A 16,848-nucleotide genomic window follows, 5' to 3' on the forward strand; every position below is an offset into this window, starting at 1 on the left:
CTAAACCTCAAAATTTTATCTGAAGTGCTAGTTATAAAATGCTTTGCATTATTATAAAAAATCGGAACGGTTTACGGGTATAAATCTTTAAAAACTTCTAACATTTAGTAACAGTTTCAGTCCCAGTTTTCAGGGTAAACTGAATACTGAGACTGTGACTGAAAACTTTTATTTATTCTTCCAAACGAAGATCTAATCCTAGACCTTTCAATTCGTGCATTAATACATTGAATGACTCTGGTAAGCCTGGTTCTGGCATAGTTTCACCCTTAACGATAGCCTCGTAAGTTTTAGCTCTACCAATAACATCATCAGACTTAACAGTTAAGATTTCACGTAGTGTACTAGAAGCCCCATAAGCCTCAAGTGCCCAAACCTCCATCTCTCCAAAACGCTGACCTCCAAATTGAGCCTTACCTCCAAGTGGCTGTTGCGTAATCAATGAGTATGGTCCGATAGAACGTGCGTGCATCTTATCATCAACCATGTGTCCTAATTTAAGCATGTAAATTACACCCACAGTCGCTTTTTGTGCAAAACGCTCTCCAGTACCACCATCGTAAAGGTGAGTATGTCCGAAACGTGGTACTCCAGCCTCATCAGTCAAAGCATTGATCTCGTCTAAAGAAGCACCGTCAAAAATTGGAGTAGCAAATTTTCTACCCAAGTTCATACCAGCCCAACCTAATACAGTCTCATAAATCTGACCAATGTTCATACGTGAAGGTACCCCAAGTGGGTTCAACACGATATCAACTGGCGTTCCGTCTTCAAGGAAAGGCATATCTTCATGACGAACGATTCTAGCAACAATACCTTTGTTACCGTGACGTCCTGCCATTTTATCCCCTACTTTCAACTTACGTTTCTTAGCAATATAAATCTTAGCTAATTTTAAGATACCAGATGGTAACTCATCTCCAACAGTGATCGTAAATTTCTCTCTTCTTAAAGCCCCTTGTAAGTCGTTCAGCTTAATTTTATAGTTATGAATCAAATCATTAACCATTTTATTAGTAGCATCATCAGCAACCCATTGACCTTTACTTAAGTGAGCAAAATCTTCTACAGCGTAAAGCATTTTTTGAGTATATTTTTTACCTTTTGGTAAAACTTCTTCACCCAAATCGTTCATTACACCTTGAGATGTTTTTCCGTTAACGATCAAGAATAATTTCTCTACTAATCTGTCTTTTAATTCAACAAATTTAGTTTCGAATTCCATTTCAAGAGCTCCTAAAGCATCTTTATCTTGAGTACGTTTACGTTTATCTTTTACGGCTCTTGCAAATAATTTTTTGTCAAGAACTACACCATGTAAAGATGGAGACGCTTTTAATGAAGCATCTTTTACGTCACCCGCTTTATCTCCGAAGATTGCACGAAGCAATTTCTCCTCTGGAGTTGGATCTGATTCTCCTTTTGGTGTAATTTTTCCGATTAGAATGTCGCCAGGCTTAACCTCTGCTCCAATTCTGATCATACCGTTTTCATCTAAATCTTTAGTAGCTTCTTCAGAAACGTTAGGAATATCGTTTGTTAACTCTTCATTTCCTAACTTAGTATCTCTAACCTCTAATGAATAATCATCAACGTGGATAGAAGTAAAAATATCATCACGAACTACTTTTTCAGAAATTACAATCGCATCCTCAAAGTTATACCCTTTCCATGGCATGAACGCAACTTTTAAGTTTCTACCTAAAGCTAATTCTCCATTTTGAGTAGCATATCCTTCAGACAATACTTGTCCAGGAACAACTCTGTCACCTCTTCTTACGATTGGTTTCAAGTTAATACTTGTTCCTTGGTTTGTTTTTCTAAATTTAATTAAGTTGTATGTTTTCTCATCAGCATCAAAACTAACCATTCTTTCATCTTCAGTACGGTCGTATTTGATAGTAATGATATTAGCATCAACGTATTCTACAGTACCATGACCCTCAGCATTAATCAATACTCTTGAGTCCGAAGCAACCTGACGCTCTAAACCTGTACCAACAATCGGAGCTTCAGGACGAATCAAAGGAACCGCCTGACGCATCATGTTAGATCCCATCAACGCACGGTTCGCATCATCATGCTCCAAGAAAGGAATCAAAGATGCAGAAATCGAAGCGATCTGGTTTGGTGCAACGTCTGTATAATGAACAACATTTGGCTCAACAACTGGGAAGTCACCTTCCTCACGAGCAATAACATTGCTAGCTGTAATTTTACCAGTTTCGTCCATTTCAATGTTTGCCTGAGCAATCATTTTTCCTTCTTCTTCTTCCGCACTTAAATAGATTGGAGTACTTTCTAAATCAACTACACCGTTAGTAACTTTACGGTAAGGAGTTTCGATGAATCCCATTCCGTTTACTTTCGCGTAAACACCAAGAGATGAAATCAAACCAATGTTTGGTCCCTCTGGAGTTTCAATTGGACATAAACGTCCGTAGTGCGTGTAGTGAACGTCACGAACCTCGAAACCAGCTCTTTCTCTCGAAAGTCCACCTGGTCCAAGTGCAGATAATCTTCTTTTGTGTGTAATCTCAGCAAGTGGATTCGTTTGATCCATAAATTGAGATAACTGGTTAGTACCAAAGAAAGAGTTAATAACCGAAGATAATGTTTTAGCATTGATCAAATCGATTGGTGTAAACACCTCGTTATCTCTAACGTTCATTCTCTCACGAATAGTTCTAGCCATACGTGCTAAACCAACACCGAATTGTTGGGACAATTGTTCACCAACTGTTCTAACACGACGGTTTGATAAGTGGTCGATATCATCAATCTCTGCTTTAGAGTTGATCAACTCGATCAAATATTTAACGATTGTAATGATATCCTCTTTAGTAAGCACTTGCTTATCCATAGGGATATCTAAATCTAATTTTTTGTTCATTCTGTAACGACCTACTTCACCTAAGTTGTAACGTTGGTCAGAGAAGAACAATTTATCTATAATACCACGAGCAGTTTCCTCATCAGGCGGTTCAGCGTTACGCAACTGACGGTAAATGTGCTCTACAGCTTCTTTTTCAGAGTTTGTTGGATCTTTTTGTAGCGTGTTGTGGATAATAGCATAATCTGCTTGGTTATTATCCTCTTTGTGTAACAAAATAGATTTAACGTTAGAATCGATGATCTCTTCAACATTATCTTTATCGATAATTGTATCACGATCAAGGATGATTTCGTTACGCTCGATAGAAACTACCTCTCCAGTATCTTCATCTACGAAATCCTCATGCCATGTGTTCAAAACACGTGCAGCAAGTCTTCTTCCAATATATTTTTTAATTCCTGTTTTAGAAACTTTAATTTCTTCCGCTAAGTCGAAAATCTCTAAGATATCTTTATCTCTTTCGAATCCAATAGCACGGAATAAAGTTGTTACAGGTAATTTTTTCTTTCTATCGATATAAGCGTACATTACGCTGTTAATATCTGTAGAGAATTCTATCCAAGAACCTTTAAAAGGAATTACTCTTGCAGAATAAAGTTTAGTTCCATTTGCGTGGAATGACTGTCCAAAGAAAACTCCTGGAGAACGGTGTAATTGAGACACTACAACACGCTCAGCACCATTGATTACAAAAGTACCACTTGGAGTCATGTAAGGAATTGTTCCAAGATAAACATCTTGTACAATCGTTTCAAAATCTTCGTGTTCTGGATCTGTACAGTATAGTTTCAACCTAGCTTTTAATGGCACACTATAAGTAAGACCTCTCTCTATACATTCTTGAATTGTATAACGTGGCGGATCAACAAAATAATCTAGGAATTCCAATACAAAGTTGTTTCTTGTATCTGTGATTGGAAAGTTTTCCATGAAGGTGTTGTATAACCCTTCGTTGCCTCTTTCGTCAGATTTCGTTTCTAATTGAAAGAAATCTTTAAAAGATTTAACCTGTACATCCAAGAAGTCTGGATAATCAGGGATATTTTTTGTAGAGGCAAAATTCAATCTTTCAGTCTGATTTGTTATCATCAATGGACAAAATTTTGATTAAAAAAAAGTAATTTTTTTGTGTAAATACACACTGTTTAATCTATACTTTCTTATTATAATCAATACATCTTTAAAAATTAAAACTTAAATAAAGTTCAATTTTCTTTCTTCGTATTGATCAAAAACTTTTTCGTATTTTAAACTATGGGATAATAAAATTGATATATTTTATTATACGAAAAATGGTTTAGGCCTTTGAGTGTTAACTCAAGACCTAAACCTAGTTCTTAAACTGAGTTTAATTATTTAAGCTCAACAGTAGCTCCAGCCTCTTCTAATGATTTTTTAAGACCTTCAGCCTCTTCTTTAGAAACACCTTCTTTAACGTTGCTTGGAGCACCGTCAACTACGTCTTTAGCTTCTTTAAGACCTAAACCAGTTAATTCTTTAACTAATTTTACAACAGCTAATTTAGAAGCTCCTGCATCTTTCAATACAACTGTAAATTCAGTTTGTGCTTCTTCAGCAGCACCGTCTCCTCCACCAGCAGCAACTACTACAGCAGCAGCAGCAGGCTCGATTCCGTACTCATCTTTTAATATTGTTGCTAATTCGTTAACTTCTTTAACTGTTAAGTTAACTAATTGTTCTGCGAATTGTTTCAAATCTGCCATTTTTTCTATCGTTTAAAATGATTTGTGTAAAAATATAATTTAATTATTGTGCGCTAATTAAGCAGCAAGGAAGCAAACTTCCTTACGTTGATTACTCTGCTCCTTCTTCTTCGCTTCCAGCGAATTTGTTTTGTAAAGCAGAAATAATTCTTTGAGCAGGAGATTGTAATAATCCAATGATTTCTCCAATAAGCTCTTCTTTAGATTTAATTGTAGCTAATGCATCTAATTGGTTATCCCCAATGTATACTTCAGAATTGATGTAAGCTCCTTTTAAAACTGGTTTATCAGATTTCTTACGGAAATCTTTAATGATTTTTCCAGGTGCGTTAGCAACATCAGAAATGAAGATAGCACTGTTACCAGATAAAACTGTTGGTAAATCCCCATAATCATTATCAGAAGCTTCCATTGCTTTTGCAAGCAAAGTGTTTTTAACAACCTCTAATTTGATACCTGCTTTGAAACAAGCTCTACGTAAGCTTGAAGTTGTCTCTGCGTTTAAACCAGAAATATCAGAAATGTAAATGATATTTGTACCAGCTAACTGCGCAGTTAAATTTTCAATCGCGATTGATTTTTCTTCTCTAGTCATACTAAAAATTTTTAACTACCAATTATACTGCTTTTGGGTCTAATGCAATAGCAGGACTCATTGTGCTTGTAAGGTGAATACCTTTAATGTATGTACCTTTAGCAGCAGTTGGTTTAAGTTTTATTAATGTTTGAATAATTTCGTGTGCGTTGTCAACGATTTGTTCAGCTCCGAAAGAAACTTTACCAATACCCGCGTGAACGATACCAGTTTTATCAACTTTAAAGTCAATTTTACCAGCTTTAACTTCTTGAACAGCTTTAGCAACATCCATAGTTACTGTACCTGTTTTAGGGTTTGGCATTAAACCTCTAGGTCCTAAAATACGACCTAATGGACCTAATTTACCCATAACAGCAGGCATAGTAATGATCACATCAACATCTGTCCAACCGTCTTTAATTTTTTGTAAGTAATCGTCAAGACCAACGTGATCTGCTCCAGCTTCTCTAGCTTCCGCTTCTTTGTCTGGAGTAACCAATGCTAATACTTTAACGTCTTTTCCTGTTCCGTGAGGTAATGTAACTACACCTCTAACCATTTGATTCGCTTTTCTTGGATCAACACCCAAACGAACTGCGATATCAACAGACTCATCAAATTTTGCAGAAGCAACAACTTTAATTAATGCAGCAGCATCTTTTAAAGAGTATAATTTGTTCTTTTCAATTTTTGAAGCAGCCTCTTTTTGCTTTTTTGTTAATTTTGCCATTTCTTTTTCTTAATTAAAAAGGAGCATCTCCTGATACAGTTATACCCATAGATCTAGCTGTTCCAGCAACCATACTCATAGCTTTCTCAATTGTGAAAGCATTTAAGTCCGGCATTTTGTCTTCAGCAATAGTTCTAATTTGTTCCCAAGTAACGCTAGCTACTTTTTTACGATTAGGCTCACCAGAACCAGATTTTAGCTTTGCAGCTTCCATTAACTGAACTGCTGCTGGAGGAGTCTTAACAACAAAATCAAATGATTTGTCTTTGTACACAGTGATTTGCACTGGACAAATTTTGCCAGGTTTATCCTGAGTTCTAGCATTAAATTGCTTACAGAACTCCATGATGTTAACCCCAGCAGCTCCTAAAGCAGGTCCAACCGGTGGCGACGGGTTCGCAGCACCTCCCTTAACTTGTAGTTTAACTACCTTACTAATTTCTTTAGCCATTTTTAAAAAATTTAACACTGTAATCAATGGAAGCGATTACAATGGTTTATTATAGTGTAACAAAAATTATACTTTTTCTACCTGCATAAAACTTAACTCTAATGGAGTTTTTCTTCCGAAAATCTTAACCATTACCTCAAGTTTACGCTTCTCTTCATTGATTTTCTCAACAGATCCGTTAAATCCGTTAAAAGGACCATCAATAACCTTAACCGTTTCTCCAACACTGAAAGGAATAGAACGAGTATCTGTATTAACAGCCAACTCATCTACCTTACCTAACATACGGTTTACTTCAGAAAGTCTCAAAGGAACAGGTTCTCCGCCTTTTGTCTCTCCTAAAAATCCAATAACACTAGTAATTGACTTAATAATATGAGGGATCTCACCAACCAAATTAGCTTCGATCATAACATATCCAGGAAAATACACTTTATCCTTAGATGATTTTTTCCCATCTTTTACAGTAACCACTTTTTCAGTAGGAACCAAAACTTGAGAAACATAATCCTCCATACCTAATCTCGCAATCTCAGTCTCAATATAAGCTTTCACTTTATTCTCTTGACCACTAACCGCTCTAACTACGTACCATTTTTTCACATTATTATCTGCCATCACAAAAAAAATTATCCTTTTAACCAGTTAAAAAATCCAGCCAAAGCTTTTGCAAAAAATTCGTCTACTCCCCAAGTTGCCAAAGCAAATAGAATCGAAAATACAGCCACAACAATTGTCAATTTTTGAACTTCAGCCCAAGATGGCCAAGTAACATTTGACTTTAACTCTTCGAAAGCCTCTGATAAATAATTAGTAACTTTTGTCATTTGATATATTTTTTATTGCACGGGCGGAGGGATTCGAACCCCCATCAACGGTTTTGGAGACCGCTATTCTACCCTTGAACTACGCCCGTAATTAAAGCCAGTGATTAAAAAAATAACCACTGGCTTTTTATTTATTTTAATAGAATTACTCTACGATTTCAGTTACCTGACCAGCACCAACTGTTCTACCACCTTCACGGATAGCGAAACGTAAACCTACGTTCATAGCGATTGGGCTTAATAAAGCAACCTCGATAGTTAAGTTATCACCTGGCATTACCATCTCTACACCTGCTGGTAAAGAAATAACTCCTGTTACGTCAGTTGTACGTACGTAGAACTGTGGACGGTAGTTATTGTGGAATGGAGTGTGACGTCCACCTTCTTCTTTTTTCAAGATATAAACCTCAGCTTTGAATTTAGCGTGTGGTTTTACTGAACCTGGCTTAATAATAACCATACCTCTTTTGATATCAGCTTTATCAATACCTCTTAACAATAAACCTACGTTATCTCCAGCTTCACCTCTATCAAGGATTTTACGGAACATCTCAACTCCTGTAATAGTAGAAGTTAATTTTTCAGCTCCCATACCAATGATTTCAACAGGATCTCCAGTGTTAGCAACTCCAGTTTCGATACGACCCGTAGCAACAGTTCCACGACCTGTAATTGTAAATACGTCCTCAACTGGCATCAAGAATGGTTTAGCTACGTCACGTACTGGCTCTTCGATCCAAGCATCAACAGCTTCCATTAATTCGATAATTTTAGGTACCCAGTTTGGATCATTGTTTAATCCTCCTAAAGCAGAACCTTGAACAACAGGACCATTATCTCCATCATATTCGTAGAAAGATAATAAATCTCTAATTTCCATTTCAACAAGCTCTAATAACTCAGCATCATCAACCATATCCACTTTGTTCATGAAAACAACGATTCTTGGAATACCAACCTGACGTCCTAAAAGGATGTGCTCACGAGTTTGTGGCATTGGACCATCTGTAGCAGCAACTACTAAGATAGCACCGTCCATTTGAGCAGCACCAGTAACCATGTTCTTTACGTAATCCGCGTGACCTGGACAGTCAACGTGAGCGTAGTGACGGTTAGCTGTTTCATACTCTACGTGTGATGTATTAATAGTAATACCTCTTTCTTTCTCCTCTGGAGCGTTATCGATTTGATCAAACGATTTTGCTTGACAGTAACCAGCATCTGACAATACTTTTGTAATTGCAGCAGTTAATGTAGTTTTTCCGTGATCTACGTGTCCAATTGTACCTATGTTTAAGTGCGGTTTGGAACGATTAAAATTCTCCTTTGCCATTTTACTTAATTTTTAATCTTAGTTATATATTAATTTTCAATTTCCTACTTACTTGAGCCAATGTCGGGATTTGAACCCGAGACCTCTTCCTTACCAAGGAAGCACTCTACCCCTGAGCTACACCGGCAGAGAGTTCTGATTTTAGATTTTCAGAATTTAGATTTTAGATTTTTCTTCCAAAACCACAATGCCAAATCTCGACTTCTTGTTTTGTGGGGAGAGCAGGATTCGAACCTGCGAAGTTCACACAGCAGATTTACAGTCTGCCCTCGTTGGCCGCTTGAGTATCTCCCCAAATAATTTATGATTTAGAATTAAGAATTCAGATTTCTCCAAAACTCAATCAAGATCACAAATTGTTGTTTTTCAATATTTTAAAAGAACAAATTTCAAATCGTATTTGAAATTTTCTGAGCCGATAGAGGGACTCGAACCCACGACCTGCTGATTACAAATCAGCTGCTCTAGCCAGCTGAGCTACATCGGCGAATACATTAAAAAAGTCCGCTATTTCTAACGGACTGCAAATGTAGCTATTTTATCTTTTAATCAAAACATTTTTTGAAAAAAATTTCAATTAAATGTGCGCTCTAATTTTTTCTTTCCTTTTCACAAGTAAACGTTCTAGCGATTCTGCCGAAAGCTCAACGGCTTCTTCAAATGTTTTACACTGTTTTTTTACCAGAAAATCATCTCCAGGAACATTAATCTTTATCTCCACCATCTTATTCTCCTTATCACTCGTTCTTTCCACTTTCAAAAAAACATCTGATGAAACCACTCGATCGTAGTATTTTTCTAGCTTACCCATTCTTTCTTGGATAAAATCGACCAATTTTCTGTCGACAGTAAAATTAACTGCATGAACATCTACCTTCATAATAAAAATTTTAGGGTTAACATTTAGAACCACTATTTACTTCTAGGATGCGCACCCTTATATACTTTTTTAAGTTCCGCCAAACTATTATGGGTATAAACCTGAGTAGACGCTAAACTAGAATGTCCTAGCAATTCTTTAACTGAATTCAAATCTGCCCCATTGTTTAATAGGTGAGTTGCAAAAGTATGCCGAAGCACATGCGGACTTTTTTTTACCTTTTCTGAGACCCTACTAAAGTATGAATTTATTAAACGATAAACAAAAGATTCACTCAATTTTAACCCTTTTTTCGAAACAAAAAAATAGTCATAATCTGCTACACTTTCCAAATCATCCCTTTCTTTAACATATAAGTCAATTTGATCTGCAATAATTGGCAAGATTGGAATAATGCGTTCTTTATTTCTTTTCCCTAAAACTTTAATTGTATTATTTGAGCGATCTACATTTTTAATCATCAAATGAATCAGCTCCGCCCGACGCATTCCTGTAACATAAAACATCTCCACAATAAGCTTATCCCGAATTTCTTCAAAACCAACAGGCACATCTATTACCGTAAGCAAATCTTGTAATTCTTTTTCTGAAAAAGGAATCTGAATAACTTTTGGCGTTTTTAAAGACTTATGCTTCAGCATCGGATTAATCTCTATTTGCCTTGTCTTTAAAAGAAATTTATAAAAAGCTTTTAAAGAAGCCATTTTTCTATTAATAGACACATTTGAAATGTTCTGATCAACCAAAGAAACAATCCAACTTCTTACCTGACTATAATTTACCAAATCAGCATTTTCCTGATCAAAAGACTCTTTCAAAAACAACTCAAATGAGGCTATATCATTCAGATAAGCTCCAACCGTATGCAAAGAATATTTCTTTTCTAATAAAAGATAATCCGAAAAAGCTTCTTTATTCGTTTTCATAAAATCTAAAAATTAAGCACAAAAAAAACCGTTAGCATCAAAATTAAAACATTTTGACCACTAACGGTAATTATTTTCGAAAAGCTAATACTAACTCTCTAAACTATCTTTCAAGCCTTGAATGTAAGCCGCTTTTTGGATTTGAGCTCTTTTGATAACAGAAGGCTTAATAAAAGCAGTACGTGCTCTTAATTGACGAACAGTTCCTGTTTTATCAAATTTTCTTTTATAGCGCTTTAATGCTCTATCGATATTTTCTCCGTCTTTAATTGGTATAATTAACATAATATAGACACCTCCTCTCGTTAAGGCTGCAAATGTATGTATTAATTATGAATTATGGCTTATAAATTTTGAATTATTTTGACTAAACTCGATTTTACCGAGTATGCGTGAGGGATTGCAACGGAAATCTTTTTGTTTTTTCTTTAAAAACAAAAAGATTATAGTGAAAAGCCCGACCCTAAAAACAAAAGCTTCTACGCGTTTGCTAAATGCTTTTGTTTTTAGGGTCACGCCCAAAATGATAGTTTTATTTTAGCAGATTTCTAGAAATAACAAGTTTCTGAATTTCGGTTGTTCCTTCTCCTATCGTACATAATTTGGAATCTCTATAAAATTTTTCTACCGGATAGTCTTTGGTATAGCCATATCCTCCATGAATCTGAACAGCTTCATTGGCAATTTTGACACATGCCTCTGAGGCATACATTTTTGCCATAGCGCCTGATGTCGTAACTGGTTTATGTTTTTGTTTCAAGAAAGCGGCTTTATGAAGCAATAATTCTGAAGCTTCAATTTCTGTTGCCATTTCTGCTAACTTAAAAGAGATTCCTTGGAAATTACTAATTGGCTGTCCGAACTGATGTCTTTCTTTTGAGTATTTCAATGCAGCTTCATACGCGCCTTTTGCAATTCCTAAAGACAGAGCGCCGATAGAGATTCTTCCGCCATCTAGAATTTTCATAGCCTGAACAAAACCTTCTCCCACTTCTCCCAACCTATTTTCATCGGGAACACGGCAATTATCAAAAACCAATTCGGCAGTTTCGCTTGCTCGCATTCCTAATTTATTTTCTTTTTTGCCTGACGAAAAGCCTTTCATTCCTTTTTCAAAAACAAAAGCTGTCATTCCTTTAGAATCGCCTTTTTCACCAGTTCTTACCACAACGACTGCAACATCTCCTGAAATTGCATGTGTAATAAAGTTTTTAGCACCATTTACAATCCAATGATCTCCATCTTTGACTGCTGTAGTATTCATTCCCCCAGCATCAGAGCCAGTATTATGTTCTGTCAAACCCCATGCACCAATATGTTCTGCGGTAGCTAGTTTTGGAAGCCATTTTTTCTTTTGCTCTTCGTTACCAAAAGTCAAAATATGATTGGTGCATAACGAATTATGAGCCGCAACAGATAGTCCGATGGACGGATCTACTTTTGAAATTTCATCAATTACCGTAACATATTCATGATAACCCAAACCAGAACCTCCATATTCTTCTGGAACTAAAACGCCCATGAAGCCCATCTCGCCAAGTTGCTTAAATAACGGAATTGGAAAAATTTGCGCTTCATCCCATTCCATTATATAAGGTCTAATATTTTTTTCTGCAAAATCTTTTATAGATTGTGCAATCATTAGTTGTGTTTCGTTGTAGTCAAAGTTCATGAGTTAGTTTCTTTTAGAACTCCAAATATAAACTAATTATTTTTGCTTTTTCAACAGGAAAATCTTTAATTTTTGCTAAATCCTCAATATTATTAAAATTTCCGTTCATACTTCTATATATTACGATTTGTCTTGCAAGCCCATATTTGAAGTATGAGAATTGAGCTAGTTCTTTTAATGACGCCTCATTCACATTTATTTTCTTTAAATCTGAAGGGATTACAACTTTGAAATGACTGTTCAATTCATTTATAACTTCTGGCGAAAGTCCCCAGACATCCTTCATTTGTTCCATGGACACAAAAGCTCCAAAAATTTCTTTCTGTTTGAGTATTCTGGTAGACAACCCTTCTCCTATTCCGTAAATTTTCATTAAATCTTCTTTCGTTGCCTGATTAATATCTAAGATTGCGAGCTTTTCTTTTTTTGGAAAACTTTTTATACTGAATTCTTTTTTCTCAGTAGTCGAATTGCTTTTATTCTGTTTCCAATCTGGAAATTTAAATAAGGGAGAAATTTTATTTAATAACGAATCGGAAATTCCAGTGACTTTTTGAAACTCTTCTGCTGAATTGACATATTTATTTTCTTTTCGAAAGACTAGTAAACGATCGATTTCTTCTACCGACATTCCGAGTTTATAACCTTTGTAATCTGAAATAAAATTAGGATTGAAAAGATAAACCGCTGGTTTTGCATTTGTATTAATCAATTTCTCCTGATCGATTTCTGATTGAAGAGCAAGCCATTCTTCTTTTTCTGCACTTTTTGTTTCTGAGATATTAGAATCGGAAAACAAATAAAACAGTTGCAAACTGATCATTATAACAAAAAGCATAAAAATGCCTATTCGCTGCTGTTTGGTAAAATGAAAATACTTATTGAGAAACTTAAAATTCATACTAGAAATACATTTAAAAAACAATATGAGAAAAATCCTTCAAATTTATCAAGAAAATTAGTAAGAAAAGTAGTTTTTAAAAAATTATCGAATCTGTTACAAAAGGCCAATTAATTTAATGAATATCAATACTTAGAGAATCTTTCTTACGAGTATTGTAAAAAAAACAAACATTTTATAACTTAAAAGATGATAATTGTTTTTATTTTTTGCAAAAAACAATACATTTGGCACTTAATAACAATAAACCAATATTATAGTATGTCAATAATGAGAGTTAAACCAATATCTGCCTTTGAGGCCGATATGAAAAAAAGTGATTTAAAAAGGGTTTTAGGAAAATGGAGCCTTACTGCGATTGGAGTTGGTGCCATTATTGGCGGAGGAATTTTTGTATTAACCGGTACTGGAGCCTATTACCATGCAGGTCCAGCATTAGCAATTTCGTTTATCATTGCAGGTATTGCGTGTGTTTTTGCGGCTCTTTGCTATTCTGAATTTGCATCAATTTTACCTGTAGAAGGATCTGCTTACGCTTATGCTTATGGTACAATTGGAGAAATTTTTGCCTGGATTATTGGATGGGGACTTATTCTCGAATATGCAATGGGATCTATGACGGTAGCGGTTTCCTGGTCTGGGTACTTTAATAAATTGCTAAAACTATTTCATATAAAACTTCCTGATTGGCTTACAACAGATCCTGCAAGTTATACTGGAGAAGGTTTCTCTATGAATCTTCCAGCTTTCTTGATCGTTATTCTAGTTATTTCGTTACTTATTAAAGGAACAAAAAGTGCAGCAAAAGCAAATAATGCTATTGTAATCCTTAAAGTTTCGGCGGTAATCTTTGTAATTGTTGCTGGTCTTTTCTTCATCAATACAGCAAACTGGAGTCCGTTTATTCCTGAAGCAACTCAGATTATTGAAAAAGAGACAACTCATAATGCTTACGGAATTGGTGGAATCATTTCTGGAGCTGCTGCAATTTTCTTTGCTTATGTTGGTTTTGATGCCGTTTCTACACAAGCTGGAGAAGCTATCAATCCTAAAAAAGATGTTCCTTTTGCGATCATTGCTTCTTTACTAATCTGTACTACTTTATATATTCTAGTTTCTTTAGTATTAACTGGAATGATGAATTACCAAGATTTTAATCCGCTAGGAAAGTATCCAGAGGCTATTAAAGCTCCTGTTGCGTATGCTTTTGATATTGCCGGACAAAGTTGGGCTGGTTCTATTATTACTATTGCAGCGACTATTGGTTTGGTTTCTGTATTAATGGTAATGATTATGGGACAATCTAGAATTTTCTTAGGAATGTCTAAAGATGGATTAATTCCACAAGTTTTCTCTAAAGTAAACCCAATTTCTGGAACACCAAAAACGAACTTAATGATTCTTGGAGGTATTATCGCAACTGTAGCTGCTTTTACTCCAATCAACAAATTGGCTGATATGACTAGTTTTGGTACTTTGTTCGCCTTTACTATGGTTTGTATTGCGGTTTGGATTTTAAGAGTAAAACAACCAGGATTAAACAGAACTTTTAGAGTTCCTGCTCTTCCAGTTATTGCTGTTTTGGGAATCGCGATTAACTCTTACTTGATTTTCAATTTAAGTTTAGATGCTCAATTATTATCATTTGGATGGCTTATAATTGGTATTTTAGTTTATTTTTTATATAGCAAGAAAAGATCAAAACTTAATAATACAACCGAAGAATAATAAATACAATTTCATAAAAAAAGCTCCAAACGTAAATTTTTGGAGCTTTTTTTATAAATCAAATACTGAAGTTCTTTTGGAACGGATTAAATCTTTTAATCTAATCCAGAAAGCAAGAGTTAAATATATTCCAAATCCTAAACCGGCTGTGACAAAAGAGATATAGATAAAAAACAATCTTACACTTGTTACACGCATTCCAAGTTTATCTGCTAATCTTGAAGAAACATGAAAGCCATATTTCTCGAAGAAGAATTTAAGTTTTAAAATTGCTGACATCTATATTTTAGATTTATGATTTTAGATTTTTACAAAAATACAAATTATCTAATTAACTAATTATCTCATTTTCTAATTTTCTAATTGGCTAATTATTTTTAAGCAACTCTATTCCTATTGCGCATTTTAAGCAAGATTTACGTTCGCAATATTCATTTTTTAGTTCTAATAATGTCTGACTTTCAAACGCCGTTTTTGATTTGATTCCAAACGAATTAAATTTGTCTATAATAGCGTTTTTTTCTGAAGTTACTTCATTTATAAAGTCAATTAAATCTTCGGCAATTGACTCTCCCAAAACGCTTGAATAAGCAAATTGAAGCGGAATAATTGTGTTGATAATTAGTAAATCTATAAACGATTTTGAGAGCATTTTAGATTTCTTCGGACTTTCTTTATCAAACTGATAATGATTTTGCCAATATAGACTTGCAGAAACATTTAGCAAACGATATACATCATTAACAGATTTTAAATCAATAATTTTAGAAAACAAATTTTGATGTTTATGATATAAAGCCGCCAATTGCGAAAGTCTTATTGTCGGAAAATTATCTGGACGAAGTTTAAAAAACTGAAGCGGATCTGTATGCGTTTTTTCTATTTGATACTTATGCAATAAATAAAAGTAACGAAACTTCAAATCTTTATAATAAACATCTTCTTTTTCTGCTTCTAATAGATTTGAAGTTCCAAAAAGCAATGCTTCTAGATTTTCGACTTCAAAGCTTTCTTTTCGAATAACTGAAAACGGTATAGCCTTAGAAATTTGCAAAAACGAATTTCCATTAGTATTTAGTCCAAAATTTTTAGCTAGAAGACAAAACAACACCGCTTCCCAATCTTGATTGGTTTCTCCTAATAACTGATAAATAAACTTTGATTTTCGCTCTAAACGCTCAAAAAACAATCTTTCCTGCCAGTTTTTAAAAACAAAACTGTCGATTTCTTTTAATTGTCTTTCACAGGAAATCCAGGTTTTTGGAGAAATCAATGCATTATAACTTTCCACAATTTCTTTCGAAACATAATCTTTAAGAACCAAAACCGGAATTTCAGTATTATTTTCTCTAAAAATAGCAGTATCATTTTCCCATACAACATGAAGAATAACATTTTTATAAGCAGGATCTTTCTCATGGTTATGGAGATACCAATCTGAAGATTTTAAATGAATTTCGACATTACCAGCCCATTTTTGATTTCCAATTTCGATGTGAGCATTAAAGAAATCAGGGCCAGAAAGTTCTAAGTAATCACCCGTTTTAATAATGGTAATTGGTTCGTCTTGAGCCGATTTCAAATTCAAGCTATCAAATTTCCTGAATTTCCAGATATAATGAAGGAAGTCTTCTTTCATTTAGATTTTATAGTATAATTACAAAATCTAAAAGTAAATAAATTTTAATATTATTCTTACAAATTATAAATTTATTTAACGAAGCAAATACAGATTTGCACAAGCTCTTGCATCAGACAACGCTTCGTGGTGATTAAGTTGAATGTCCATTTCACGACAACAATCGCTTAATTTGGTTGGTTTTATCCCTTTAGCTTTATATATTTTGACAGTGCATTCCCATTTTAAAGCGATATTTAAATCTTCATAATTCAAGCCATGTAAAAGCATTGTTTTCATCAAAACATTGCGGTCAAAGCTTTCATTATGGGCTACTACAATTTTATTTTTAAGTCTTTTTTCAATTTCAGGATAAATCTGAAAAAAAGATTTTGCATTGACCGTATCTTTTGGATAAATTCCGTGCACACGAATTGTAAATGGATTATATTCATTGTTCGGAGGTTTAATTAAAGATACATATTCGTCAACGATAATTCCGTTTTCGACTGTAACAATACCTACTGAACACGGATGATACCCTGTCGCAGTTTCAAAATCAATAGCAGTAAAATTCATGTTCTA

Annotated in this window: 17 protein-coding genes and 4 tRNA genes; 1 reads left to right on the top strand and 20 read right to left on the bottom strand. The window is 34.5% G+C overall.

Annotation, left to right across the window (positions count from 1 at the left end; genetic code table 11):
- Window positions 1–172: 172 nt before the first annotated feature.
- From rpoB to EG814_RS13705, 17 genes are all read right to left on the bottom strand, one after another.
- The gene (gene rpoB, locus EG814_RS13625; RefSeq protein WP_125722463.1) at window positions 173–3,985 is read right to left on the bottom strand and encodes a DNA-directed RNA polymerase subunit beta; all 3,813 of its coding nucleotides are present in this window, start codon (window positions 3,983–3,985) and stop codon (window positions 173–175) included.
- A 263-nt stretch (window positions 3,986–4,248) separates the two neighbouring features.
- Window positions 4,249–4,620, bottom strand: a complete 372-nt coding sequence (rplL, locus tag EG814_RS13630; RefSeq protein ID WP_008466917.1) for a 50S ribosomal protein L7/L12 — start codon at window positions 4,618–4,620, stop codon at window positions 4,249–4,251.
- Between the two features lie 91 nt (window positions 4,621–4,711).
- Window positions 4,712–5,215, bottom strand: a complete 504-nt coding sequence (gene rplJ / locus EG814_RS13635; protein WP_125722464.1) for a 50S ribosomal protein L10 — start codon at window positions 5,213–5,215, stop codon at window positions 4,712–4,714.
- A 22-nt stretch (window positions 5,216–5,237) separates the two neighbouring features.
- Window positions 5,238–5,927, bottom strand: coding sequence for a 50S ribosomal protein L1 (gene rplA, locus EG814_RS13640; RefSeq protein WP_025572415.1), 690 nt, complete (start codon window positions 5,925–5,927; stop codon window positions 5,238–5,240).
- Between the two features lie 13 nt (window positions 5,928–5,940).
- Window positions 5,941–6,378, bottom strand: a complete 438-nt coding sequence (gene rplK / locus EG814_RS13645; protein ID WP_008466923.1) for a 50S ribosomal protein L11 — start codon at window positions 6,376–6,378, stop codon at window positions 5,941–5,943.
- 66 nt (window positions 6,379–6,444) lie between these two features.
- Complete coding sequence (gene nusG, locus EG814_RS13650) at window positions 6,445–6,996, bottom strand: transcription termination/antitermination protein NusG (RefSeq protein WP_008466925.1); 552 nt, start codon at window positions 6,994–6,996, stop codon at window positions 6,445–6,447.
- Window positions 6,997–7,007: 11 nt separating this feature from the next.
- Window positions 7,008–7,205: a preprotein translocase subunit SecE gene (gene secE, locus EG814_RS13655; RefSeq protein ID WP_125722465.1), complete on the bottom strand. Its 198-nt coding sequence runs from the start codon at window positions 7,203–7,205 to the stop codon at window positions 7,008–7,010.
- 18 nt (window positions 7,206–7,223) lie between these two features.
- Window positions 7,224–7,294: transfer RNA gene (locus EG814_RS13660), tRNA-Trp, on the bottom strand.
- A gap of 56 nt (window positions 7,295–7,350) precedes the next feature.
- On the bottom strand, window positions 7,351–8,538 hold the full coding sequence (gene tuf / locus EG814_RS13665; RefSeq protein ID WP_026730432.1) for an elongation factor Tu: 1,188 nt from the start codon (window positions 8,536–8,538) through the stop codon (window positions 7,351–7,353).
- Window positions 8,539–8,593: 55 nt separating this feature from the next.
- A tRNA-Thr gene (locus tag EG814_RS13670) sits at window positions 8,594–8,665 on the bottom strand.
- An 86-nt stretch (window positions 8,666–8,751) separates the two neighbouring features.
- Window positions 8,752–8,832: transfer RNA gene (locus EG814_RS13675), tRNA-Tyr, on the bottom strand.
- Window positions 8,833–8,951: 119 nt separating this feature from the next.
- A tRNA-Thr gene (locus EG814_RS13680) sits at window positions 8,952–9,025 on the bottom strand.
- Window positions 9,026–9,115: 90 nt separating this feature from the next.
- A complete protein-coding gene (gene hpf, locus EG814_RS13685) occupies window positions 9,116–9,418 on the bottom strand; it encodes a ribosome hibernation-promoting factor, HPF/YfiA family (RefSeq protein WP_125722466.1) in 303 nt (100 codons plus the stop codon).
- A gap of 32 nt (window positions 9,419–9,450) precedes the next feature.
- Complete coding sequence (locus EG814_RS13690; RefSeq protein ID WP_125722467.1) at window positions 9,451–10,344, bottom strand: tyrosine-type recombinase/integrase; 894 nt, start codon at window positions 10,342–10,344, stop codon at window positions 9,451–9,453.
- Window positions 10,345–10,434: 90 nt separating this feature from the next.
- A complete protein-coding gene (gene rpsU, locus EG814_RS13695; RefSeq protein ID WP_026730435.1) occupies window positions 10,435–10,629 on the bottom strand; it encodes a 30S ribosomal protein S21 in 195 nt (64 codons plus the stop codon).
- 247 nt (window positions 10,630–10,876) lie between these two features.
- Entirely contained in the window at window positions 10,877–12,016 is a 1,140-nt protein-coding gene (locus EG814_RS13700) for an acyl-CoA dehydrogenase family protein (protein WP_125722468.1), read from the bottom strand.
- 13 nt (window positions 12,017–12,029) lie between these two features.
- Window positions 12,030–12,917, bottom strand: a complete 888-nt coding sequence (locus tag EG814_RS13705) for a ComEA family DNA-binding protein (RefSeq protein WP_125722469.1) — start codon at window positions 12,915–12,917, stop codon at window positions 12,030–12,032.
- 261 nt (window positions 12,918–13,178) lie between these two features.
- Between EG814_RS13705 and EG814_RS13710 the strand changes: the two genes are divergently transcribed.
- Window positions 13,179–14,645, top strand: a complete 1,467-nt coding sequence (locus EG814_RS13710) for an APC family permease (RefSeq protein ID WP_125722470.1) — start codon at window positions 13,179–13,181, stop codon at window positions 14,643–14,645.
- A gap of 51 nt (window positions 14,646–14,696) precedes the next feature.
- Here EG814_RS13710 and EG814_RS13715 read toward each other — a convergent pair whose 3' ends face one another.
- From EG814_RS13715 to EG814_RS13725, 3 genes are all read right to left on the bottom strand, one after another.
- Entirely contained in the window at window positions 14,697–14,924 is a 228-nt protein-coding gene (locus EG814_RS13715; RefSeq protein ID WP_111377409.1) for a PspC domain-containing protein, read from the bottom strand.
- Window positions 14,925–15,012: 88 nt separating this feature from the next.
- The gene (locus EG814_RS13720; protein WP_125722471.1) at window positions 15,013–16,284 is read right to left on the bottom strand and encodes a DUF2851 family protein; all 1,272 of its coding nucleotides are present in this window, start codon (window positions 16,282–16,284) and stop codon (window positions 15,013–15,015) included.
- Window positions 16,285–16,359: 75 nt separating this feature from the next.
- Window positions 16,360–16,842 (bottom strand): 3'-5' exonuclease, encoded by a 483-nt coding sequence (locus tag EG814_RS13725; RefSeq protein ID WP_125722472.1) that lies wholly within the window; start codon window positions 16,840–16,842, stop codon window positions 16,360–16,362.
- Window positions 16,843–16,848 lie beyond the last annotated feature (6 nt).

The sequence above is a fragment of the Flavobacterium ustbae genome, from assembly GCF_003946915.1.
Lineage (GTDB): Bacteria > Bacteroidota > Bacteroidia > Flavobacteriales > Flavobacteriaceae > Flavobacterium > Flavobacterium ustbae.

Bases quoted from the DNA above. Each gene is read 5' to 3' on its own strand.
- rpoB (WP_125722463.1), bottom strand. From the start codon at position 3,985: ATGATAACAAATCAGACTGAAAGATTGAATTTTGCCTCTACAAAAAAT.
- rplL (WP_008466917.1), bottom strand. From the start codon at position 4,620: ATGGCAGATTTGAAACAATTCGCAGAACAATTAGTTAACTTAACAGTT.
- rplJ (WP_125722464.1), bottom strand. From the start codon at position 5,215: ATGACTAGAGAAGAAAAATCAATCGCGATTGAAAATTTAACTGCGCAG.
- rplA (WP_025572415.1), bottom strand. From the start codon at position 5,927: ATGGCAAAATTAACAAAAAAGCAAAAAGAGGCTGCTTCAAAAATTGAA.
- rplK (WP_008466923.1), bottom strand. From the start codon at position 6,378: ATGGCTAAAGAAATTAGTAAGGTAGTTAAACTACAAGTTAAGGGAGGT.
- nusG (WP_008466925.1), bottom strand. From the start codon at position 6,996: ATGGCAGATAATAATGTGAAAAAATGGTACGTAGTTAGAGCGGTTAGT.
- secE (WP_125722465.1), bottom strand. From the start codon at position 7,205: ATGACAAAAGTTACTAATTATTTATCAGAGGCTTTCGAAGAGTTAAAG.
- tuf (WP_026730432.1), bottom strand. From the start codon at position 8,538: ATGGCAAAGGAGAATTTTAATCGTTCCAAACCGCACTTAAACATAGGT.
- hpf (WP_125722466.1), bottom strand. From the start codon at position 9,418: ATGAAGGTAGATGTTCATGCAGTTAATTTTACTGTCGACAGAAAATTG.
- EG814_RS13690 (WP_125722467.1), bottom strand. From the start codon at position 10,344: ATGAAAACGAATAAAGAAGCTTTTTCGGATTATCTTTTATTAGAAAAG.
- rpsU (WP_026730435.1), bottom strand. From the start codon at position 10,629: ATGTTAATTATACCAATTAAAGACGGAGAAAATATCGATAGAGCATTA.
- EG814_RS13700 (WP_125722468.1), bottom strand. From the start codon at position 12,016: ATGAACTTTGACTACAACGAAACACAACTAATGATTGCACAATCTATA.
- EG814_RS13705 (WP_125722469.1), bottom strand. From the start codon at position 12,917: ATGAATTTTAAGTTTCTCAATAAGTATTTTCATTTTACCAAACAGCAG.
- EG814_RS13710 (WP_125722470.1), top strand. From the start codon at position 13,179: ATGTCAATAATGAGAGTTAAACCAATATCTGCCTTTGAGGCCGATATG.
- EG814_RS13715 (WP_111377409.1), bottom strand. From the start codon at position 14,924: ATGTCAGCAATTTTAAAACTTAAATTCTTCTTCGAGAAATATGGCTTT.
- EG814_RS13720 (WP_125722471.1), bottom strand. From the start codon at position 16,284: ATGAAAGAAGACTTCCTTCATTATATCTGGAAATTCAGGAAATTTGAT.
- EG814_RS13725 (WP_125722472.1), bottom strand. From the start codon at position 16,842: ATGAATTTTACTGCTATTGATTTTGAAACTGCGACAGGGTATCATCCG.